This window comes from Myxococcales bacterium, assembly GCA_016703425.1.
Classification (GTDB): domain Bacteria; phylum Myxococcota_A; class Polyangia; order Polyangiales; family Polyangiaceae; genus JADJCA01.
This window is the reverse complement of record JADJCA010000008.1, coordinates 96,348-118,262: the sequence shown is the minus strand read 5'-3', so window position 1 is coordinate 118,262 and position 21,915 is coordinate 96,348. Positions and strand designations below refer to the sequence as shown.

Annotated in this window: 18 protein-coding genes; 8 read left to right on the top strand and 10 right to left on the bottom strand. The window is 67.3% G+C overall.

Annotated features, from left to right (window positions below; translation table 11 throughout):
- Positions 1-292: 292 nt before the first annotated feature.
- The 4 genes from IPG50_15505 to IPG50_15490 all read right to left on the bottom strand — a co-directional run bounded on the left by IPG50_15505 (position 293) and on the right by IPG50_15490 (position 3,777).
- Positions 293-1,150: a hypothetical protein gene (locus IPG50_15505; GenBank protein ID MBK6693594.1), complete on the bottom strand. Its 858-nt coding sequence runs from the start codon at positions 1,148-1,150 to the stop codon at positions 293-295.
- Positions 1,151-1,450: 300 nt separating this feature from the next.
- Positions 1,451-2,305, bottom strand: coding sequence for a hypothetical protein (locus IPG50_15500; GenBank protein MBK6693593.1), 855 nt, complete (start codon positions 2,303-2,305; stop codon positions 1,451-1,453).
- Positions 2,306-2,986 carry a helix-turn-helix transcriptional regulator gene (locus tag IPG50_15495; GenBank protein ID MBK6693592.1) on the bottom strand — a complete coding sequence of 227 codons (681 nt, stop codon included), beginning with the start codon at positions 2,984-2,986 and terminating at the stop codon, positions 2,306-2,308. It abuts the gene before it with no gap.
- Positions 2,983-3,777: a TIGR04255 family protein gene (locus tag IPG50_15490; protein ID MBK6693591.1), complete on the bottom strand. Its 795-nt coding sequence runs from the start codon at positions 3,775-3,777 to the stop codon at positions 2,983-2,985. Before IPG50_15490 ends, IPG50_15495 begins: the two co-directional genes overlap by 4 nt.
- 299 nt (positions 3,778-4,076) lie before the next feature.
- Here IPG50_15490 and IPG50_15485 point away from each other — a divergent pair, with 299 nt between their 5' ends.
- Complete coding sequence (locus IPG50_15485; protein MBK6693590.1) at positions 4,077-5,480, top strand: hypothetical protein; 1,404 nt, start codon at positions 4,077-4,079, stop codon at positions 5,478-5,480.
- Positions 5,477-6,283, top strand: a complete 807-nt coding sequence (locus tag IPG50_15480; GenBank protein MBK6693589.1) for an abortive infection family protein — start codon at positions 5,477-5,479, stop codon at positions 6,281-6,283. The genes IPG50_15485 and IPG50_15480 overlap by 4 nt, the downstream gene beginning before the upstream one ends.
- A 521-nt stretch (positions 6,284-6,804) precedes the next feature.
- On the opposite strand, the gene IPG50_15475 is transcribed toward IPG50_15480, so the two are convergent.
- Positions 6,805-8,184, bottom strand: coding sequence for a sigma 54-interacting transcriptional regulator (locus tag IPG50_15475; GenBank protein ID MBK6693588.1), 1,380 nt, complete (start codon positions 8,182-8,184; stop codon positions 6,805-6,807).
- A gap of 157 nt (positions 8,185-8,341) precedes the next feature.
- Here IPG50_15475 and IPG50_15470 point away from each other — a divergent pair, with 157 nt between their 5' ends.
- The 3 genes from IPG50_15470 (at position 8,342) to IPG50_15460 (ending at position 12,279) form a co-directional block, all read left to right on the top strand.
- Positions 8,342-9,109 carry a hypothetical protein gene (locus tag IPG50_15470; protein ID MBK6693587.1) on the top strand — a complete coding sequence of 256 codons (768 nt, stop codon included), beginning with the start codon at positions 8,342-8,344 and terminating at the stop codon, positions 9,107-9,109.
- A 147-nt stretch (positions 9,110-9,256) separates the two neighbouring features.
- Positions 9,257-11,068, top strand: a complete 1,812-nt coding sequence (locus IPG50_15465) for a DUF1549 domain-containing protein (GenBank protein MBK6693586.1) — start codon at positions 9,257-9,259, stop codon at positions 11,066-11,068.
- 8 nt (positions 11,069-11,076) lie between these two features.
- Positions 11,077-12,279 carry a DUF1501 domain-containing protein gene (locus IPG50_15460; protein ID MBK6693585.1) on the top strand — a complete coding sequence of 401 codons (1,203 nt, stop codon included), beginning with the start codon at positions 11,077-11,079 and terminating at the stop codon, positions 12,277-12,279.
- A gap of 28 nt (positions 12,280-12,307) precedes the next feature.
- Here IPG50_15460 and IPG50_15455 read toward each other — a convergent pair whose 3' ends face one another.
- On the bottom strand, positions 12,308-13,651 hold the full coding sequence (locus IPG50_15455) for a DUF4388 domain-containing protein (GenBank protein MBK6693584.1): 1,344 nt from the start codon (positions 13,649-13,651) through the stop codon (positions 12,308-12,310).
- A gap of 189 nt (positions 13,652-13,840) precedes the next feature.
- Positions 13,841-14,452, bottom strand: coding sequence for a hypothetical protein (locus IPG50_15450; GenBank protein ID MBK6693583.1), 612 nt, complete (start codon positions 14,450-14,452; stop codon positions 13,841-13,843).
- Positions 14,453-15,187: 735 nt separating this feature from the next.
- On the opposite strand from IPG50_15450, the gene IPG50_15445 reads away from it, so the two are divergent.
- The 3 genes from IPG50_15445 to IPG50_15435 all read left to right on the top strand — a co-directional run bounded on the left by IPG50_15445 (position 15,188) and on the right by IPG50_15435 (position 19,136).
- Entirely contained in the window at positions 15,188-15,817 is a 630-nt protein-coding gene (locus IPG50_15445; GenBank protein MBK6693582.1) for a hypothetical protein, read from the top strand.
- A gap of 153 nt (positions 15,818-15,970) precedes the next feature.
- Entirely contained in the window at positions 15,971-17,086 is a 1,116-nt protein-coding gene (locus IPG50_15440) for a hypothetical protein (protein ID MBK6693581.1), read from the top strand.
- A 205-nt stretch (positions 17,087-17,291) separates the two neighbouring features.
- Complete coding sequence (locus IPG50_15435; GenBank protein ID MBK6693580.1) at positions 17,292-19,136, top strand: hypothetical protein; 1,845 nt, start codon at positions 17,292-17,294, stop codon at positions 19,134-19,136.
- Positions 19,137-19,207: 71 nt separating this feature from the next.
- Here IPG50_15435 and IPG50_15430 read toward each other — a convergent pair whose 3' ends face one another.
- The 3 genes from IPG50_15430 to IPG50_15420 are packed head-to-tail and all read right to left on the bottom strand — an operon-like array spanning position 19,208 to position 21,575.
- Positions 19,208-20,065: a neutral zinc metallopeptidase gene (locus IPG50_15430; protein MBK6693579.1), complete on the bottom strand. Its 858-nt coding sequence runs from the start codon at positions 20,063-20,065 to the stop codon at positions 19,208-19,210.
- Between the two features lie 9 nt (positions 20,066-20,074).
- Positions 20,075-20,779, bottom strand: a complete 705-nt coding sequence (locus IPG50_15425) for a hypothetical protein (protein MBK6693578.1) — start codon at positions 20,777-20,779, stop codon at positions 20,075-20,077.
- Between the two features lie 43 nt (positions 20,780-20,822).
- Positions 20,823-21,575, bottom strand: coding sequence for a DUF4908 domain-containing protein (locus IPG50_15420; protein MBK6693577.1), 753 nt, complete (start codon positions 21,573-21,575; stop codon positions 20,823-20,825).
- Positions 21,576-21,915 lie beyond the last annotated feature (340 nt).

The following is a 21,915-nucleotide window of genomic DNA, read 5'->3' as shown; positions in this document are numbered from 1 at the left end:
CTTCACGCGCCGGATTGGAGCTTCGGTACGCCGCCGACGAAGGTTGGTCGTTCGACCTTTCGCTGGGTTACGCGCGTACCAAGCTTGGGCGCTCGTCTCACGAGACGCGCGCCAGAGAGCCTTCGTCGCTGCGCTGCCACTGGAAGCCGAAAAGGCGGCCTACTTCGGTGAGTTGGCGGCGACCTTCAGCACGAAGCCGCCGCCGGACGTCTCACGAGTCGTTTACTCGAGCTGCGAGCTCGCTCATGAGACGTTCCGGCGGCGTACCAAGACGTGGGCCCCGTGCACGAAGTCACGCAAACGGGTTGGTGGGCGCGACGGCGCCGTTAGCGGGTTTGTTTGAGGACGCGGAGAGGACGGGGACCGTCGTATGCGGCGTCGGGTTCGGTGCCGGGCTCTGTGCCAAGGCAGAGCCCGCCGACTCTTCCGTCTCGGCGCTCTGGCCTCGATCGGCTTTGCGTCGCTTTGCGATGCCGAGGGCGATGCGCTCGTTGCGTCGAGAGACGACGGCGCGGGCGATCTCCGCCCACTCGGTGTACCAAGCGTAGAGCGCGGCGAGATCGTTCGTGTGCGCTGCGTTGACCTCGGCGAGCGTCTTGGCGCCGAGGGGAAGCTCGGGCTCCGCTTGCGCGGCGTCGACGAGCGCGCGGAGACGCGCACGCTCGGCGCTGTCGATGCCACGTTTTGCGAGGACCTCGAGCGCTTGCTTGTCCGTGTCCGCAGTGGCCGCGCGCCCCTCGCCCTTCTCGAGGATGTCGAGGCGATCGAGGAACTTCACGATTCCGACGACGCAGGTCGGGCCTTGCGAAGCCGCGAGACCGTCGAAGACGAGCTTGGCTTGCTCCGGAAAGCGTCGGGCCAGCGTCGCGTAGGCCTTGCGGAAGCCGATTTCGTCCCAGGCATCGAGCTGGGCGATGGCCTCGCTCGTGGCGACGCGCAGGCCGCCGAGACCGCCGTTCGGACCGGACGTCTTGGTCAAGAGACGCCAGCCTTCGAGCTGATCGTCTTGCGTGTACCCGTGCGACTTCATGATCGCGCGGACGTTGAGCTGCGTCCCGAGCGCGTGCAGGAACACGAACGCGCGCTTCGGGATGTCGTTGAGGGTTTGGGGACCGGGCATGTCGATGTTGAGAACGTTTGAAGTAGCCACGAGAATTCTCCGATGAACGTGAGGGTTGAACGCCGCGCGCTGGGCAACATGCTCAGCGTCGCGACGGAGACCTCTTACGCATCGGGCGTGCCGCTGCTGACGCGCGGCGGCGCGACGAGGGTTCGCGGGGTTAGGGTGGGGGAGGGCGGGGGAGGGGGCTGAGACGGCGCTTCAACGGCGCGGTTCGCTGGAATTCCAACGTTGGAAGTTGGAAAGGTTGGAATTTGGCTGGAGGGCTCGGGGGAGGGAGGCGACGAGGGTCCACGCTTGCATGGGAGCGTCGATGCGGAGGCGCGAGCGCTATTCGCTGTCGCTCGTCGATAGGTGATCAAGATCGAGCGGATCGCTGTCGACGTAGTCCTCGGCCGTCATCTCGTGGAGTGTGGCGACCTGGCCGTCGACCCCTGTGAAGCGGCCGGTCGCGGGGACGAGCATCAGCCAGACCTTGAGGAGGTCCGCCCAGCTCTTGCCTTCGAACGTCGCGTCCGCGTCGTCACGGATGAACCAGAAGAAGACCTCCGGCGACCCGGCATCCCACGACGGCGATGCACAAACGCGGATCTCGCGTAGCGCGCGGAGGCCCCGCCCCTCGTCGGTGTTCTTGTCGTGCTTGTCGCCGAGGCGCGCTTGGAGCTTCTTCACGAGGGATGTGAAGTCGTCGGGGAACGCAAACCTCACGCGCTTGCGCGCGAGGGCCTGAGCGAACGAGCGTCCGTCAGCATCCCGCGTGAATCCCGGCGTTCGCTTCCACGACGCCACGATCGACTTCTCGACCGTCATGACGCGGTCGAGGTCGGCGACGAGCAGCTCCTTGTCGAGAGCTGGCAACGTCGCGTGGGCTGGCCTTCGACCTCGCTTCACCTGATGCAGGTCGTCTTCGCTCACGGGCACGAGCGGGGCAACCTCGACGTACGGGCGAGTCACGCAGCTCCGAACGACGTCACAGGTCTGCGTGACGACCACCAGCCCGAGGACCTCGGAAGTCAGCGCCTGTACGCCGCTCCCCGCTTCCGCGGCAGCCGCGGAGAGTGGCGCCGCACCGTCCCCGACGTGGACGAACCACGACTCTTCGAGCGCGAGGTCTCCTTGACGCCACTCGTTTAGTGACGCATCGATCCGCTTCGCCTCGTCGGAGTCAGGGGCGAGCGTCGCCACTTACTTCCTCCGCGTGGTCGCGATTGGCTTCGACGCGAGGAGACGGCCGCTGGTTGGATGAATGCGGTCCTGGAGCACGCCGACGAGCTCCTCGGGTGGGCGCGGCGCGCGTGCAGCTCGAGCCTCTTCGGAGAGCCTGGGCGGCGTGCCGCGTCGTCCATCGCCTGGCCCCAAAAGTGGCCCCAAGAGCGAAAGCGCGCTCTCGTACTTACCGGCGACGAGAAGGTCGAACGGAATGCTGCCGTCCTCGCGAACCCCAAGCAGCGCGCTGCGATTTGCGCTCGCTGCTCCACGATCGATCTTTCGCAAGACCGCGAGCACTCGCTGAAGATGCTCCTCGTTGCTCGGGGCCATCGGCTTGCCGCTCGCCCAGAAGTGAAGCGACCGACGGCTCACGCTGAACATCCGCGCGAGCTGGTCCCACGTGAGCCCGCTCAGCCGCCGCAGCTCGCCGATCGCCCCGCCAGCCGGCAGCGCCGCGGGCACCATGGCGCCGGCCGTCGTCTGCGGAGCGGCGCGTCGCGATCGCCACACCATGTCCGGCGGCGCGGCGTACGCAGTCGACGTGCCCAGTCCGGCAAGCATGCAGCCCACAAGGACGGGCTCTCTCACTTGGCGCATGAGCATCGCACCGGCAGCCGATGTCGAGTCGAACGGCGGGCGCATCTGGGGGCTCGTCATGGCTTGCCTCCGTACCGCACGAGAAACTCGTCGGTCACCGCCCAGCGGAACACCGTGTAGATGCGTTCCGCGTAGTGCTGCGCCCGCTCGACGACCTCATCCACTACGAACGGCATCGGGCTGGCGCTGAACATGTCGAGGTCGAGAAGCCAGCTCTTCTCCGTCGCCGGCTCGATGGCGGCGGGATCGACGGTTGCGCCGGCCGGGAGAAAGCCCCAGCGTGCGAGGACGCGTGCATCCTCGACCTCGAACATCGACTCCGAGAGCGCGTGCGCAGCGTGCGTGGCCGCGATCGTCCCCGTGATCCCGCGGACCTCGGCGCGGACGAGCCGGGCGATATCGTCGACCGCCGCTCCGGTGATGCGATCGATGTAGCGAACGCCGAGACGATCGACCTGTGCGGGCTTGATGTGATCGTCCAACGCCGTCGCGACGGCTTTGAGGCGGCCGAAGAAATCGGAACGGCTGACGTACTTCGTGGTCTCAAGCGCCAAGAACTCTGGGGTGAGGGACACGCGCCAGTGACCGTCCGCGGCGCCGAACCGCCAAGCCATCTGCGGCGTAGCGGGCGCAAACACGGCGGGGCCGAGAATGACGCCCGGCGTCTGCTCCTGCCGGAGCACGGGGTAGTTCGAGCGGATCGCCTCCTGGAACGGGGCGACGAAGTCTCTCTGCGCAACGGAGAGGATCTCCGGAAAGCGCAGCTGGGCGATCACCCGCACCAAGGGCGCGTTCGTAAGGGGTACCTCCGAGGGCGGCGGAGCTACGAGCGGATCCACGGCAACGCTCATAAGAGGACAGTAATCTCGAAACGGATCACTGTGAAGTACAGTGTGAAGTGGACGGAAAATGCTCGTGAGTTTCACTGGTTACTGGGGCTCGCCCTCGGCGACCACGGCATGGAGGAGCTCAACGACCTTGCTCGCAATGCGGAGCGACCCCCCCCCGCGATCAGGACGACTCTGACCGCACGCTGAGGAGTACCGGGGTCGAACATCGCCTCGGCGTGAGAGGACCCCGAGTACATCTTGAGCGGCTACAACGGAGCCCGAGCGAGCGCGGTACTCTGACCGGCGGAAGTGAGCGAGGGATGAGCGCAACGCCCAACGAGTGCATCTACTGCGGCTTCCCGGCAGGTTCGGCTGAACACACGATTCTCGCTGCCCTCGGAGGTCTCCGCACTGACAGAGGGATCCTCTGCGGTCCTTGCAACAATGGGTTCGGCGAGACCATCGACCGCGCCCTTGCCGATGACATGAAACCCATCAACGCCATCGTCGGCGTAATGAACGGGCGAACTCGGGAACCAATCGCGGCGACGGTTGAAGACGCTGCGACCGGGCGGACCTTTGTTCTCACAAGCGGGCGAAGGCTCGCTCATCCCGATGCGGTGGTCGTCTCCGAATCAACGCAAGCCGGCGTTCGCAGCCTCTACGCGGTGGCGTCGACTCAGAAGCAAGCCGACGACTTCGTCCATCGGCTGAGGCAGGAAGGGAAACCGGTAACGGTGTCGGGGCGCGAGGTGGTCCCGCACCTTTTTGCCAGCACGCCGACCGTGCTCTGGAACTTTGGCGGCACCGACACGTTTCGATGCATCGCCCGCCTCGTCGTCAATCTCCTGGCGAGTTATCGTCCAGCCCTCGCGCGCGAGCCTTGGCTTGCGCCGCTCAAGAAGTTCATCGTCGACGGAGGAGACTCCGATCCATGGGTTGCCTACTCGTACGGCGATCCTATTGAGCTGCCGGCTCGCTTCGACTTCGGGCATCGCTTCGCCCTCATGTTCGACGCCGAAGCCGGTGAAGTCTACGCCCACGTCTCACTTCTCGGGATCATCGAGCTGTCGGTGCGACTCGGAAACACGATCATTCCGCGAAGTGAAACCTGGGTCTACGAGCTCGACGTGCTCGCCCAATCTCCGCCGTCTGATGTCGCGGTGAGTTCATCCGATGGACTTCTCGTTGTGCGTGGCGCCGCCCCAATGTCCGACCCCAGCGTCTTCGTTCCCGAACGCCTCGCGCAGGTTCTGGTTCGGCGGAACAAACGGATATGGGATGACGATGCCCCGAAGCTTCTCGCTTCGCTCAACGCCGCGCGCGCCGTCGAGCCCTTCGACCGGCACGAGGCGATCGTGGAAGCACTTGCGGAGCAGCAGCAGCGCCTCCTGAACATCGCGACGTTCGTGGCGACCGACATTCGCCGTCACATGACGGACCTCTTCGGAGCGGAGGTCGGCTCTGCGATCGGGGATGCTTTTGGAATGCTTGCCAAGCCCGACGCGACGAACCGGACCGGCGTGAGCGACCTCACTCATGTCCATGCCGAGATGCTCCGCTACGTGATGGCGGACCATCTCCTTGAGATTCTCAACGAGCGCGAGATCCGCGGCGAAGAGCTTCGCCTCCTGCTCGAAGGCGGTCCTGGAGCCGCAATCATCGGGCGCTACATGATGGATCAAGTTCTGCAGGGGCACCCCCTCATGAAGGGGGTGCGATGAAGGAACTGATCAGCAAGAAGACTCGGTACGAACTCGCCGAGTACTTGAGCGGCTTCGTCCTTCGCGAGATCGACCACGAGTGCGAGGCGGTGGATATCGCGCTCGACCTCGCGCACGACCCGCAGTGCCAGGGGCAGCGAAGGACCCGCGCTCGTCAGTACCTTCACTCCCTCGACCTCACCAAAGAGGCTGAGGCGCGCAAGTTCCTCGCCCTGTGCGAGAACTTGCTGAACGCTGCCGCGCCCGACTCGGCGTTTCTGCGAGACTTTCCGAAGTGGCTGCGCAAGGACGGCTTCATCTTCGAGAACGGACGGGTCGCTGCCGTCGCACACGTCACATCGCTCGCCAACGTTCGCGCCATCGCGCTGGAGTTCGACGCGAACCACATGCAGGAACAGATCAATCGGATGTCGGCGTCGGTCGATACCGATCCTGCCCTTGCCATCGGTTCCGCGAAGGAACTGATCGAGACGTGCTGCAAGACGATCCTCGCCGAGCGTGGGAAGCCAGCGAAGGGCACCGAGGACGTTCTCGAACTGGTGAAGGCAACGAGGGCGGAGTTGAAGCTGCTCCCCGACGACGTGCCTAACGCAGCGAAGGGGCACGACACGATCAAGCGACTGCTCAGCAACCTGGCGACCGTTGCACAAGGACTCGCCGAACTACGAAGCCTCTACGGCACGGGGCATGGGCGTGATGGGAAGGCAAAGGGCGTAAAGCCGCGTCACGCCCGTCTCGCTGTCTATGCGGCGTCGGCTCTGGCGGTGTTCCTCTTCGAGACCCACAAGGATCTCTCGGGATGAACTACGCCGCCTTCCCGAAGATCCTCTTCCGCATCGCGAGCACCTTGGCGCGGTCGTACAGCCGGTAGCCGTTGATGGGGTGGCGCCGAGCGACGAACTTTCCGAGTTCGTCCCAGCGGCGCAGGGTTGCCCATCGGCTGGCCGTCGACCGCCGACCTCAGACTGAAACTCGCATGGCTCGACAAGCAAATCGCTCAAGGTGGGGATCGCCAAGCTCATACATGGGGGAGCGGGAAGCCGTGCGTGCTCGCTTGGCTGACGCCGCGTCGAAGACGCCTCCGCTAGGGTAGTGGGAAGTGGCCGCTCGGATCGCCGGTAAGTCGGCCGTGAGCGTATGGCCCTGCAAGGCTCAACCTGCCGAAGCTGCGGCAGCTCGTGGTCGATCACTACGAGCAGCTCGACTCCGAGACGCGTGCGCTGGTGCCGCTGCGGCGCTTCTATTGGCCGATGGCGAAGACTGGAAACTGACAATCACGCCTCTGGCAACGAGGGAGCGCCACGCGGCTGTTTGCACCCGCGCCTCACCTCTTCCGCTCCCCGTGCCGCTTCACCGCGAGATACACGCTCGACACCGGCATCCCAAGGTGCTCGGCGGCGGCCGCGACGTTTCCGTCGAACGCCTTCACCGTCAGGTCCACGCGCGCATCGTTCGCGGCCACCTTCTTTGAGCGCTCTCTCTGCTTGGGCTCCACTTTCGGTGGCGGCTGCTCGCGCCCCGGTTGCTCCTGCCCCGGCTGCTGCGAGGGGGGGGCTGGCGCGAGGTCGGGAAGCTCGGTTGGGAACAGCTCCTCGTGAAAGTCGACCAGCGGAAAACCGTGCGCGACCGCATCCGCGGCGCTCCTCTCCACCGCGACTTGAAGCTCACGCACGTTGCCTTTCCAGCGGCGCGGCAAACACGCTTCGATGAACCGCGCGGTGAGCTGCGGCGCGCCTGGGATGCGCCGCCGGAACATCTCCGCGAAAAACGGAATTTCCTCTCGCCGCTCGCGAAGCGGTGGCAAGTGAACCTCGCGCTCGACCAACCGCCGCAAGAGGTCCTCACGAAACTTTCCTGCCGCGACCATCGCCGTTAGATCGCGGTGCGTGGCGCAGCAGATGCCGAGGTCCACCTTCTTCGGCGTGTCGCCGCCAACCGGCAGAATCGTTCGCTCCTGAAGCGCGCGCAGGAGCTTCGCCTGCACGTCCAGCGAGAGCTCGCCGATCTCATCGAAGAACAGCGTGCCTCCGTGCGCGCGCTCGAAGGCCCCCGCCCGATCGGCCACCGCGCCCGTATAGGCAGCACGCTTGTGACCGAACAAGTCGGCCTCGGTGCGGTCCTCGCGTATCTCTGCGCAGTTGATCGCGACCAGCGTTCCACGCGCGCGCGGGCCCTCTTGGTGGAACAACCTCGCCACGCGCTCTTTGCCTGCGCCCGTCTCGCCGTGAATCAAGAGCGAGCGATCGTGCTGGGCCGCTTGCGCGGCCGCGCTCCAGACGCGTTTGATCGCCGCGCCCGCCACCTCATCCCCATCGAGCAAGTCTTCGCGCCCATCGAGACGGTCCACGTCCGAGTCCAACAAGAAGACGGAGCCGCCCACGCGTAGAACGGCGGGGTAGGGCACCGTCCGCTCACCGTCGACCTTCTCGCCGTTCAAGAACGTCCCGTTGTGGCTACCAAGATCGCGGACGCGGACGCCGCCTTCGTCATTCGAGATCTCAGCGTGCCGGCGCGATGCGGCCTTGTCGTGGGACACGTCGATGCCGCAGCGTTCGTCCCGCCCGATGTCGAGGCGTCGCTCAGCGAAGGCGCGCTTCCGGCAAATCGGCGCGCCGTTCGACCAGACGAGGATGGCGCCGGAGACCAAAGCTCGTTCGCGCCGCAACGGGGGAAGGTCGTCAGCGGTCTCGTTCGCCTCGCTCACAGGCCGAGCATACAACGTGGTGGGGCGTCCGATCCCAGGGCCGGGCGCCCGGGAGCGACGCTGCGGGTATGCTTTTGGCGCGTTTCGCGCGAGTGCGCGCGCTTGGCCTGTGACCCGGCACTGTTTGCCAGGGCCGCACGACGCGATAATGAACGGCGTGGGTAAGCCGACACCGGGCATGTTCGAGAACATGTGGAATCAGCTGTTCGAGGTCTGGCTGAATCCTGAGCTTGAACGCCGGAAGGCCAAGGGGCTGCCCCTGCTGCCGCCAAATTTCCCGGAGCAGATCGTCGCGGCCCAAGTGATCCTGCATCCCACCGAACCCGCGGAAATTCGCTTCAACGAGGAGGTCCGGGCCGTAATGAAAACGGACCGCGTCGGACGACCAGGCCCGCTGATGGCGAACGAGAAGGTGCAGGTGAAGAGCCTCCAACTGACGGACTTGGACGGCGACTGCGGTCACATCACCTTGATCTTCGTCGCAGGCCGCTGGCAGATCTTCTTCGACTTCACGTACTACGGCGCAACATGCGCAGCCTCTATTGTGGCCGCTGAGCAGTTTCTGGACACGGCGCGTGAAGCCGCGGAGCGCCGCAGACCTCGACCCTTCGTCCACAATCTCTATACGGCCGTCGAACTGCTTGCGAAGGTGAGCCTGCTGAGCGTCGCACCTGATCAGGGCGTCGCTAAGTCGAAGAAACACGCTGCGGTGATCGGCGCGATGCACAAGCGGCGCAAAGCAGGTTGGGTGCCCGGAAGCCACACGGAGCTACTCACGACCCTCTTCGACCTTCGCCAGAAAGCGGGGTACGACGCCGGCCCGTTCATCGTGTCAGACGCGAATTACCGACAGTTTCTCGATACGGCCGACCAGATGTTGGTGCACGCGAAGTCCGTCGTGCGAGAGCGCTTCCCTCCGTATTAGCCTGGCGATACAGCGCTAGGGCGGCACGCGTCACAGACCTGTGCGCACGCGCCCAGGTGTCCTTCGACGCGACCGCCGCGAGGCCGCCGTTCGTGAAGTTTCGTGAAGACCCCTCCCGCCCTTCGCTTCGAAGGTAACCTCTCTCCCGTGAGCACTCCCTTCGCATCGCGGAAGAAAGCCGGGCCGCAGCTCGCAGCCCGCGTCGGACGTCTCTCGCTGTGGTCGCCCGCCGTCGGCATCGCCGCGGCTCTCGCCGCGGTCCTCGGTGGCTGCGGCGCGGCCACCGCGCCCCAGCCGGTGGCCCACAAGCCCGCGCCATCGGCGCCCGCGCCCCCGCCCTTCACAGCGGCCGCCCTCGATACGCTCCTTCGTCGCGAATGGGAGAGCCGTGGCATCACGCCGGCGCCGCGCGCCGACGACGCCACGTTCCTTCGTCGCGTTCACCTCGACATCGTCGGCGTCATTCCCACGGCCGACCGCGTCACGGCGTTCCTCGCCGACAAGACACCGGACAAGCGCGCTCGCGTCGTCGACGAGCTGCTCGCGTCGAAGGACTACGCCGACTACTGGGCCGCCCGCTGGGAAGAGGTCCTCGTCGGCGGTGCGCGGCCCGGCGACGTCGACCGGTTGACCTTCCGCGCGTGGCTCCGCGAGGCCTTCGCGCGGAACGCCAAGTGGGACGAGCTCGCGACGACGCTCGTCACAGCGACCGGTCGGAGCTCGCCTGGCCTCCTCCGCACGGCGACGCTCGCCGAAGCGACCGAGGGCCTCAAGGTCCAAGGCATCGCTCCCGCCGTGAACTTCGCCGCGAAGTTTCGCGACACGCCCCAGGACTTCGCCGGTCAGACGGCGCGCATCTTCCTCGGCACGCAAATCCAATGCGCCCAGTGCCACGATCACAAGACGGAGAAATGGACGCAGGCGGAGTTTCGCTCCTTTTCGGCCTGCTTTGGCCGAACGCAACTGACGGTCGTCGAGCGTGGCGGCGGCTTCGGGCGCATCGTCGACGCTCGCGATCTGCCCGGGCCCGTGCCGCGCTTCGCGAAGAACAGCGAGGTCGCGCCCTTCGTTTCGACGCCGCCGAAAGCCCTCGACGGCACCAGCATGGACGGCGAGACGCGGGCGAAGCTCGCCAAGTGGATGGTGACGCAGCCGCTCTTCTCCCGTGCCTTCGTGAACCGCGCCTGGGGCCACTTCTTGGGGCGAGGCTTCGTGAGCCCCGTCGACGACATGAGGCCGTCGAACGCGGCCGAGGCCCCGGCGGTGCTCGAGGCGCTCGGCGAGGCCTTCGCGAGGAGCGGCTACGACATCAAGGCCCTCGTGCGCGTCATCACCACGAGCGAGGTCTACCAACTGTCGGCGCAGCTCGGCGGCCCTGGTACAGGGCCCCTCTGGTCGCGGTTCCGCGTCACGCCGCTCGGCCCAGAAGAGCTCGTTCGCTCCGTGGTGCGGGCGACGGCGCTCGACGCGACGCTCTCCGAGAGCGGTGCCGGTGAGGTCGACGATCTCCACGTGCGGCTCACGCGGCTCTTTGCCTTCGTCTTCGACGTCGACGAGGAGATGGACGCGACGCGCTACGAAGGCTCGGTGAGTCAGGCGCTCATGATGATGAACGGCCGCCTCATCGATCGCGGTACGGCGGGCGGCGCGACGTCGCTCTTTGCCGCGCTCAAGGCCGCGCCGAGCGACGAGGCGCGCGTCGCGACGCTCTACTTGCGAACGCTGGGGCGCCCCCCGCGCGACGCGGAGCTCGCGGCTGGCGTCGCCGCGCTCTCGGAAGGGTCGCGCGGAGCTCGCGGGGCACGCCTCGCGACGCAGCCGCCCAAGCGCCTCCCGAAAGGCGGCCCCGATCCGCTCCGGGGCCTCCCTCCGCCGCGCGCCGCCGACGCGAAGACCGCGGCCATCGAGGATCTCTTGTGGGCGCTGCTCAACGCGTCCGAGTTTGCGTTCAACCACTGAGGCTGCCGATGCGACGACGCGAATTTCTCTTGTCTACGCTCGCCGGCGCGCTCGCTGCGCAAAGCGCCCGCGCATGGGAGGGCCCTCTCCCGGCGTCCGTCATCGTCCTCTGGATGAACGGCGGACCGAGCCACCTCGACACGTGGGATCCGAAGGCCAAGGGGCCGACGAAGGCGCGGCGCACGCGGCTCGCGGGTCTCGACATCGCCGAGGACATGCCGCTCATCGCCGACGTGGCCGATCGACTCTGCGTCGTACGCAGCCTGTCGAGCAAAGAAGGGAACCACCAGCGCGCCCAATACGTGGGCCGCACGAGCTACAGCCCGAATCCCACCGTCGAGCATCCGTCGCTGGGCGCGTGGGTCGCGAAGCGGCTCACGGCTCCAGACAGCGGCCTGCCGCCCTTCGTGAGCCTCGGGGGCCCGAGCCTCGGGGCCGGGTTTCTCGGCGCGCAATACGGCCCGTTCGTCATCGGCAAGGCGGGGGCTCTCCCCGACGGTGCGCGCCCCACCGTCTCCGACGCGCGGCTCGCCCGCCGTCTCGGACTCCTGGGCTCCCTCGAGGATGGCTTCTCACAAGAGATCGTGACGCCGCTCATCACGGAGCGGCGCGCGCTCTACGAGTCGGCGCGCCGATTCATGGCCAGCGATGCGCTCGCCGCCTTCGACGTGTCCGCCGAGTCGGCGGCGACGCGCGCCCGCTACGGGGCGACCGACTTTGGCACCGCATGCCTCACGGCGCGGCGTCTCGTGGAGCGCGGCGTCCGCGTCGTGGAGGTGATGCTCGACGGCTGGGACACGCACGAAGACAACTTCACGCGCGTGAAGAAGCAGCTCGCCATCCTCGACCCGGCCATGGCGGCGCTCGTGACGGACGTCTCGCAGGCGAAGACGGGCATGTTGTCGGGCACCGTCATCCTGTGGCTCGGCGAGTTCGGACGCACGCCGCGCATCAACGGTCGCGACGGTCGCGATCACCATCCAAAGGCCTTTAGCGCTGTGCTCTCGGGCGCCGGCGTCGCGCCTGGCATCGTCGGCGCGACGGACGCCGAAGGCGCGAACGTGGTCGGCAAGAGCGTGAGCGTCGCGGATCTGCTCGCGACGGTCTACACGCTCGTCGGCATCTCGCCGAGCCAAGAGTTCGAGTCCCCGTCGCGACGGCCCATCGCCATCACCGACTTGGGAGTCCCGATCGCCGCGGCCCGGCGCTGACCGTTCGCTGAAGCCACCGTTTTGGCGCCTACCCGCTGCGCGTGATCTTCACCGCCGGATAGGTACCGGAGCGTAGGTGCGCCGCGGCCGAGGGCGGCGCCGCGGGGGCGACGAGATCCGGCGAGGTGCTCGTGGATTCGCGATTGGAGGGCGGGACCATGGAATCGCTTGCCCGTTCGAGCAGCGCCAGGCGCTCCGCCACGCGGACGTTCAACGCCGTCGCAACGTCACGGTCGAGCAGCGACGTCGTCAAGAACAGCGCAAAGGAGACGAGCTCGTCGAGGCGGCGAATCAGCTGGGCGATGGGCGCCTCGCCGGGGCGGGCCGCTAGGTTTCGCGCGACGCGTTCGGCAACGACGGTGCCGTCGGCGAGGGGCCAGGCGCTGTCGAGTAGCGCGGCCAACGAAGGGCTCCCCGCGACGAAGCGCGACAGCCCGGCGCGAAGGTCTTGCCCCACGTAGCTCGTGTCGCATCGTTGGTGGATCTCAAAGAGGGCGCCGCTGTAGATTTCGACGATGGCCCTGGCGCCGCGCGGACGCGGTGGCGCCATGCGGACGAGCCCGGAACGGACGAGCTCGGCGATGCCCTTTCGCGTCTCGTAGTCGAGCCACCCTGCGCGGCGACCGACCTCCGCCACAGAGCGCCGACCATCGCAGAGCGAATAGAGCGTGACGAGTTCGCTCGGGACCGCGCGCGTCTCGAGCGGCTCCGGAATGTGATGCTCGCTTTCGATGCACGTGGCTAGCTCGCCCAGCTCGTCGAAGCGTTGGGCGCTCTCCATGAGGAGCTCCATGAGCGAGATGCTCTCGCGGAGCCGCGCGGGCGAAGGGCGCGAGAAGAAGCTGAAGGCTCCCGTCTCCGCCGCGAGGACCCCGTAGACGACGAGCCGCGCCGCTTGCTCCACGGCAAGGGCGAGATCGGCCGCGACCACGGCGCCCGACTGCTCGAGGGCTTCAACGAACGAGCTGCCCGAGACAACCGCGGTTCGCGCCACGAGGTCGACGGTGTCGCGCGATGCGACCCCGCGAGTGAGGATCACGTCGACGACCTTCTCACCGCGGGCGTCGCTCGTCGCGTCGATGACGCGCCCCTTCTCGAGAACCACGGTGCGCGTCGCGCCGCCGCTTCGAACGATCAGCGTCCCGGACCATCCGGACTGCCCCATGAGCGCGAGCACATCGAACATGGCCCCGCGCGTCTCGATCTCGCCAGCGAGGCGAAGCGTGGGTTCGGTGGGGCGACGCATGAGCATGTGCCCCGCGGAGCCGTCGACGATGCACCACTCGCCGGAGCGTTGCTTGAGCTCCTCAGCGGCCACGCGCCCCACGGGCGTCACCATCCCCTCGCCAATCCGGACAACACGCTCCGCCATTCAGACAACCTCCGAGAGGGGTACTCTTCGGTATGGCCGCCCTGGTCGCTACACTTACCATTCACTTTTGTGGTGCAAGTGGAACGGTTTCCCACTCCGTCGCACAACGTCGCCGCGCCGTTGCGCGAGTAGGGCATGCATCGATCCGCGGGACGCCCCTGGCGGCCCTCCGCGGCGCGGTCGCGTGCCTCAATGGGGATCGCCACCGCACCGCGAGGGCAAGAGCCCGCGCGGGGCTAGCCGATTGGCACGCTCGAGAGAGAGCTTGCACGATGCGCCCTGGCACACAGCGGGCGCGAGTTCATGAAGCTTGGCAGCCGCAGCTCCCGCGAGCCTGAACTCACGAACGTTCGTCGTCTCCTCGAACTCCGCCGGCAACACGCTCTCGTTGTCCGCCAAAGGGACGTGCCCAGCGAAGTAACAGTACACATCCTCAGCGATGAACGTCCCGCCCTGCTGCCACTGTCCAGTTTGAAAACAGCGGACGTTGGAGTCGCGCTCCGAGCCGCATCGGTCGACGAACGGCGCATCGCTCCACGTGATCTTCGTCTCGCCCGGCAGCGCCGCCACGAGGGTTCCTTTGGGAACAACGTTGCGCGCCACCGCTGGCACTTGGAGCAGCGCCGCGTGCAGCGGTGAGCCGCGCGAAATCTCTCCCGTGACAAAGGCGGTGGTGGGCGCTCCAAAGAGGCTCAAGTTTCCAAGGTCGCTCGCGTTCTCGTCGTCAGGTGCGGAAGAGCAGCCGACGATGGCGGAGGCAACAGCAACGACGAGCACAAAGGAACTGTGGCGAAATGACATGGTGGACCTTTCGTTGGGCATGCCTCGCATGGAGCACGGCGCGTGCCTCGGATTCGGGCGACGGCGCGCGGCCAATTTCGCGCTGGTTTGCCAAACGCGGGAGTGCCGACGCGTCGCTCGACAAGTTCCGTCACTCGCTCGTGACCGGGAACCAAATTGCCGACGCTCCTCTTGTCCTCACATCGAGTCGCATCCTGTCCACACACGTTGGGTGCGCCACCGCGTTGCCGCCGAAGCGCCCTCGACGGGGGCAAAAACTCCACGCGCTTCGAGATCGACCGCTTCTCTGGAGGCCGATGCGCACGCGCTCCGTCTGTGCAGCCTGTGCAGCGCCATTGGCCTTCGCCCTCGGGGGCTGTCAGCTCCTGTTGGGCGATCGCACGGAGGGGCCAGCTCCTGTCGCGAGCGCCGCAGCAGCGTCCGATGCCGGCGCGCCCGATGCGCTTCCGGATGGTGCCCCCGCGGCGCGACGCCGATCAGCACGGACCCATCGGCAGCTTGGGTCACCGTCAGCCCGACGTCGGTGTACTGGTGGTCGACCAAGCAGAGCGCCATCCAGGTCGCGACGAAGCGCGACAACTTCACCAAGGCCGTCGTCACGCGCCCCGGTCAAGTCGTCACCGACCTCGTCGTCTCGCGCGCCGAGGATCTTTCTGGATCGAAACGGGTCCCGATGGCTCGGGCGGCAACTCGTGCCGAATCCTCGGGTTCGAGCACAACGGACTCGAGGCCAAGTTGCTCTACGCGCCTGCGCCGGCGAAAAACGCGACCCTGCGGCACCTGGTCTACGGGCAGAATCAGCTCCGCGCCGTCAGCGACGGCAACTTGGTGTCCGTTGACCTTCGGGCTCCGGTAAACAGCTCCTCCATCGTCATTGGCATCACCCCCGACGGGCTCGCCAGCGACGGCGCCACTCTTTTCTACACGTACGTGAGCTCCACGCCGGGCCTCAACTCCATCATCGCCCTGACCGCGCCGCCGCGCGCCGTCGCTCTTGAGCTGAACACGGCGCGAAACCTTGCCGTCGACGAGACGCAGATCTTCTTCGTGCAAGGCACCCCGGACGCGGGGACGAGCCGAATTTCCGCCGTGCCAAAGACCGCCGCTAAAGCCCAAGGCGACGCCATCGCGATGTTGTCCGTCGGCGAGGAGAACCCCATCGCGCTGGCCATCCACAGGTCTGGTCCCAACGCGTCGGCCGTCGTCTGGGCAAACGCAACAACGGGCGCCATTCGTCGGCGGGACCTTCGCAAGGGCGGCACCACGACCACCTTGGCCACCGCCAACAGTCCCAACGCCATCGCCGTTGACGACGACGGCGTCTATTGGAGCAGCTCCGACGGCGTCACGCGGCTCCCCCCGTGACGGTCGTTTTATGGACGCGGATCATCTCCATGGGGCATGGATCGGTTCGCCTGAGGGGGGGCCGACGCTGGGGGCCAAAGCCGTCCGCGGGCAGGGGAATCACTGCGCGAAAGCCATGATCGGGCCAGGTACGACGTGTGCATACACGCGGCCATGCGCATCCGCTTCCCGCAACTCTCGCTCTTCGGCTCCTTCGTCTGTCTCGCTTCCCTAGGTTGTTCCGGCGGAGCGTCCTCCGATGCGACCGGCGGCGAAGACGAGGACGTGGGCGCGCTCGAGCGGGCCGGCCAGGCCGTGTCGCTTCACCTTGCCATCGCCGAGAGCAAGCTCGTCTTTAGCTCGCACGTCGAGTCCTTCAGCATCAGCGATGGAGGCGACAAGACGCTCCCGTGCCGCGATCGCGAATTTTATCTGACGAGCAAGGACAGCCTCTACAAGGACGGCTGGTCGGTGCGCGATGCGGCTCGCTTCGGCGAGGACGCCGAGGGCGCGAAGTTCCACGAGTACCCGTTCGCATCGTGCCGCGACGACAAGACCGAGATCCTCGGGTGGTTCGGCAAGGAGCGCGACATCGAGTTCATTCCGTCGGAGCAACTGCTCGACAACGACTACAAGCCGTCGCGCCTGCCGCTCATCCTGCAGCGGAAGAGCATCGGCCAAGCGGACGCGAAGTACTTCTCCTGCGACGGGGACTTCAAGAAGACCCTCGTTCGCGAGAGTGAGAACGCGAAGTTCTTCGACATCTCGGTCACGTGCAAGGCGCGCAGCGCACCGACCAAGGCGCAGCTCGGGCCCGTCGACTTCATCGCGGAGCCGGGACCGTACGCAGCGGTGGCCTCGTACAAGCCGTGGAGCCTGCCCGCCGTGGCGTCCGATGCGGCCGCCTTCGACCGCGTTCGCGAGGCGCTGCTCGGCCAAGTCGGCGAGGGCAAATACAACGGCGCCATGAGCACGCTGCAGAAGACGTGCGGGCTCGAGGTCGACAAGACCGACGGGGCGCTCGTCGTCTCGCACACCATCGATAGCAGCAGCCGCACGCGTCGCCTCGAGCTGCGCGCCGCCGACCTCTTGGGCTTTGCCGAGGGCGACGTGTACGCCGATCCGATTCGAGTGAAGGGAGAGCCCGTGGGCAAGTTCGCCGCGGCCGAGTTCAAAGACGGCAAGGGCGGCTCGCTCGTGGTGCGCTTCGAGGCGAACACCTCGCTCGACGCGAAGATCGTGCGGATCAACGGCTCGGAGACCTACTGTCGGCGACTCGTGAAAGAGTGAGCAGCGCCTGTCGCTGACGCAAGCCCCGCGCACGCGGATGGGCCCGCCCGCCACCCGTGGCGGGCCGGCGCATCTGCCTCATAGCTCGGACGTCAGACCGCGTCCCAGCACCGCCCTCCGCGCCATCGATTCGGCATTTGCCGCGTCGCGCTCGCGCGTGCCACTCGGTCTCGTCCATCCGCCGCGCGGCGCTTGGGAGGACTCCATGAACAAGACGACTCGTAAAGCCGGGATGGCGCTGACCCTCGCACTCGTCGCGTGCGGAGCCACGGTAGACGGCAACGGAAGCGGCGGTGGCGGCGGGGCCGGCGCCTCGCCGGGGGCCACGCCGGCGAGTCCCGCGGGCCCGCCGACCGACAAGCTCGATCTGCTCTTCGTCGTCGACAACTCGGCCGGCATGGCCACGAAGCAGACGTACCTTCGCCACGCCATCGCCGATTTCGTCGACCGCCTGGTGCGCCCTCGCTGCCTCGACGACCAAGGGCGCAGCGTCGGCCGTGCTGAGATTGGTGGGGCATGCCCGGCAGGGACACCTGAGTTTCTGCCGCTCGCAGACTTGCATGTGGGCTTCATCTCCTCGTCACTCGGTGCGCGCGGCGGCGATCAGTGCGGCGCGACGGAGCCCACACGGCACAACGACGACGGGGCTCATCTCCTGGGCCGCGTGCGCAGCGCAGAAGATCCTGTGGCCGAGGCGACGCCGGTCCCCTTCGTCGCCTGGCTTCCGCCTATCGCGTCGAACGCCGGCAAGCCACGCGATGCGGAGAGCGTCGGCACCACGCCGTTCACCGACGCCAGCAGGTTCATCGCCGCCGCCCAGCGCATCTTGGACGGCGTCGGCCAAGACGGCTGCGGCTACGAGTCGCCGATGGAAGCGGCGTACCGGTTTCTCGTTCAGCCTGATCCCTACGAGCGCATCGTGAAGGTCGGGGATACGGTCCGCTACGTAGGCTACGACTTCAAGCTCCTCGCCGAACGGAAGGCCTTCCTGAGACCCGACTCGGCGGTCGCCGTGGTGCTTCTGACCGACGAGAACGAGTCGAACGTCGCGCCGATGGCCCTTGGCGGCCGTAGCTGGTTCTTCGCCGACTCGAAACGGGTGCGGCCGGGCACGGCCGCATGCGCGACGGCCCCCGGGAGCGGCGATTGCACGAGCTGCTATTTGAGCGTCGCGAGCGGGGACCCCGGTTGTCAGCGCCCCCTCCAGGAAGACACGGACCATCCCAACGTGCGCTTCTTCGACATGAAGAGACGCTTCGGCATCGACCCGCGGTATCCCGTCGAGCGCTACGCGCGCGGCTTGTCCGAAACGTTGGTGCCCCACCGCGACAGCGAATACGAGCCTTGCGACGGAGCGGACTGCGAACCCTTCGCGTACACCGGCTCGGCGAAAGCGACGTGCCGAAATCCCCTCTTCGCGTCCGAGCTGCCCTCCGGGCAAGGCGAGGAGCTCTGTGAGCTTGCGCCCGGCCCGCGCACCCCCGACAAGATCTTCTTCACGGTCATCGGAGGGGTGCCGTGGCAGTTGCTCACCGAGGCCCCGGACGATCTTTCCGCGACGAACAGCGCTCCGTACAAGACGAAGCTCGGCGACACGGATTATCGGTCGCTCGTCGGCGAAGCGCCCGCCGCGTATCGCTTCGACGGCCAACACCCGCTCATGCAGGAGTCGCTGCAGCCCCGCGAAGGCGCCTCCGCCGATGGCGCCCACACGCGCGACTGGAACACGGAGGGCAGGAACGTCCAGTACGCGTGCACGTTCGATCTCCCGGAGCCCGTCGACTGCGCCCTCCGGGAGAACGTCGACTTCTGCGATTGCAGCGAACCCACCGACGCGCCGGTCTGCTCGCCGACCGACCGCAAGGTCCAGATCCGCGGCGTCGCTTCGCCCTCGACGCGCCCCATCGCGCTCGCACAGTCCCTCGGCGATCGCGGCCTCGTGGCCTCCATTTGCCCCCGCGAGCCCCGCGATCGCGCGAGCAGCGCCTACGGGTATCGCCCCGTCATGGACCAACTGGTGAGCCGCATGGCGGCGGTTTTCAAGAAATAGTCAGCGCGCGAGAGCTCACCCTCGCGAAGCCCGGGACCCGCCTCGGCGCGCTCCTTCCGACGCGGGAGCGGTCAGAGCTCGACCGCCGCGAACGTATCGCAGGCCTCGAGCCTCGTGGAGTCGAAGCCGCGCCGGAACCAGCGTGCGCGCTGCGTCGACGTGCCGTGCGTGAACGTCTCGGGCTTCGCGGTGCCTCGCGCCGCCTTCTGCAGACGGTCGTCTCCGATGGCCGCTGCCGCGCGCAACGCCTCGTCGAGATCGCCCGCGTCGAGGAGCTTTCGCTTCGCCGCGTGGTGGCCCCAGAGGCCTGCATAACAGTCGGCCTGCAGCTCGAGGCGCACGGAGAGCGCGTTTTTCTCGCCCGGCGCGCGCCGCTGTGCGCTCCGCATCTTCGCTTCCGTGCCCAAGACGTGCTGCACGTGGTGCCCGATCTCGTGGGCCATCACGTAGGCCTGGGCGAAGTCTCTCGGTGCTTTGAAGCGCGCCGCGAGCTCTCGGTAAAACGACAGGTCGATGTAGACCTTTTCGTCGCCGGGGCAATAAAAGGGCCCGCTGGCGGCGCTCGCGTCGCCGCACGCCGAGCGCGTGCCGTCCCAGAAGAGCACGAGCGTCGACCTGCGATACGCGGGGGTCGTGAGCGCGCTCGACCAGAAACGTTCGGCGTCGTTGAACGCGCCCACGGCCACGCGCTCCAAGTCCTTCTCCTGTGCGCTGCGAGCGCCCGCATTTCCGGCAGGACCGCCTTGTGTGCCGCTGGTGTGGGTGGGCCTTTGGTCAACGCCGAGGTCTCGGAAGAAGTTCCGACCAAAGGCGACGCTCGCCACGGCGACCACGATGAAGCCGCCGAGGCCGAGCCTCACGCCGCGCCCGCCGCCCCGGCCGCGTCGGTCTTCAACGTTGGAGTAGTCCGGCTCACCTTCGAAGCGCACGGCCTTAGGCTAGCGCAAGGGCTGGGCGCGATGCACTCGAGGCGCGAGCGTCGCTCGCGGCGGCCGCCGTCCTGCGGAGGGTACGGCGGCACTCGCGCACTCGGGCGCACGAAGCGCGCCCCCGCAGAGGTTCTTCTCCAAGAGCTTCGTGTAGTCGTCGGAATGGAAGGTGCCTTCGACGTTGTCCTTGTAAGAGCCGTCGATGCGAAGGACGCCCGCCGCAAAGGACAGCTTCTTCGACGTGGCGCCCGAGACGTTGCGGAGCTCGATGCGCTTGAGCTTCGTGGTGATGGCTTCCTTGCCGACGGCGTCGCGGCAAAGGCCCCCGATGGCCATGGCCGCTTCGCCGATGCCGCGGTTGGTGCCGAGGACCTTCAGCGCGACGATGTCACTGCCGAAGCTCGCCCAGTCGATGTCGACGCGGAGGTTCATCCCGCAGCGCTCGCGAACGGGCCGCATGCGCTCGTTGAAGTGATCTTGCGCGTACTTCATCTCCTTCTTGGCTTCGAGGGTCATGGTGGCCGGCGGCTCGGCCGAGACCGCGGTTCCGCCGGGGCCCGCCGCCGAGGCTGACGTCGCCGTCGTGGCGCTCGCCGACGAGTCCGGCGGAGAAGCTGAGGCAGGGGTCGATGCACCGTCTCGGACCGCGGCGTTGGCTCCGCCGCACGCGACGAGCGAAAGGTACGAGAGCGCGAACATCATCGTCTTCATCATGGGAGGTCTCCTTGGTTTCTGAACAGCATTCGAATCTCGAAAATCAGAGTGACTGGCTTAGTTGGCGAACGAGATCGGTGGTCGCGACGCCGCGCGACGCCGCGTAGGGCGCCTCGAGGGTCAAGGTGCCGTCGGCGAAGATCGCGCGCGCTGGCTTTTCGGCTGCGCTGCTCCGGAGCCGAACGAGCTTCACCTTCGTGAGCGCCTTCCTTCCGAGGTCGTCACTTGCGATGCGCGCGAACGCTTCTTCGAGACGCCTCACTTGGCGCGTGACGTTGCGGTGGGCCGCGTCGTCGCCGCCGAGCGACGCGACGTCCAGTTCGAAGAGCACCTTCGCCCCCGACCGGGCCTCTACCGACGCGCTCCACGCCGCAAGGTGCAGGCGTGACGCGAGGGCCGGCTGCGGCGCGTCGGGCAGGGGAGCGGCGTCGGCGTCGCGCGTCACCAGAACCGGGTCTCGCCCCGGCGCGAGGAAGCGAACGCGTCCCCAGGCGTCACCCTCTGCCCAGGTGCGCTCGTCGTCGTCGATGAACGCCGTGACGCTTGACGACGCGACCCGCGCCCGAAGCACGATCACCTCCGGCGTGCCGTCGACGCGCAGCTTCGGCTCTCCTCGTCGATCGAAGACGAAGCCTACGGTGCCGTCACCGCTCGAGTAGTGGCCGAGTCGCAGCTTGGGCGTGCGCGCGTCGGGGCTGCTGTCGCTCGAGGTCGGGGCGCAACTCGGAGGTGCGCCCGGCGGTGGCGGCGAGCCGAAGACGCCGAGGAAGCACAAAAGGTAGATGCCGCTGCACATGGGCGTCGTTCTCCATCGCCCATTCGAGGCGCCTCTCGCGGCGCTCTTCCGTCGAATCGGCGTACGAGAACGAGTGGAGCAAGGCGCGTGCTAACGCGCGAAACCATGGAAGATCACACTATGCTCTCGCCGATCGCAGGAAACGCCTTGCCACAAGGGGGGCCTTCTTCGCTGCTGTTGGCAAGAAGAGGCACGCGGAAGCGCACGCGCGCAGGCGGCACCCCGTCGTCTGACCTCACCGGCCGGTACGAACGCTGAGCGCGCGCGCGTCGCGGGCGCGCCCGCTCACGGCGGTCGACGGGTTTTGCGGCTGTCTTCGCGGTCGTCAACGGCGGCATCG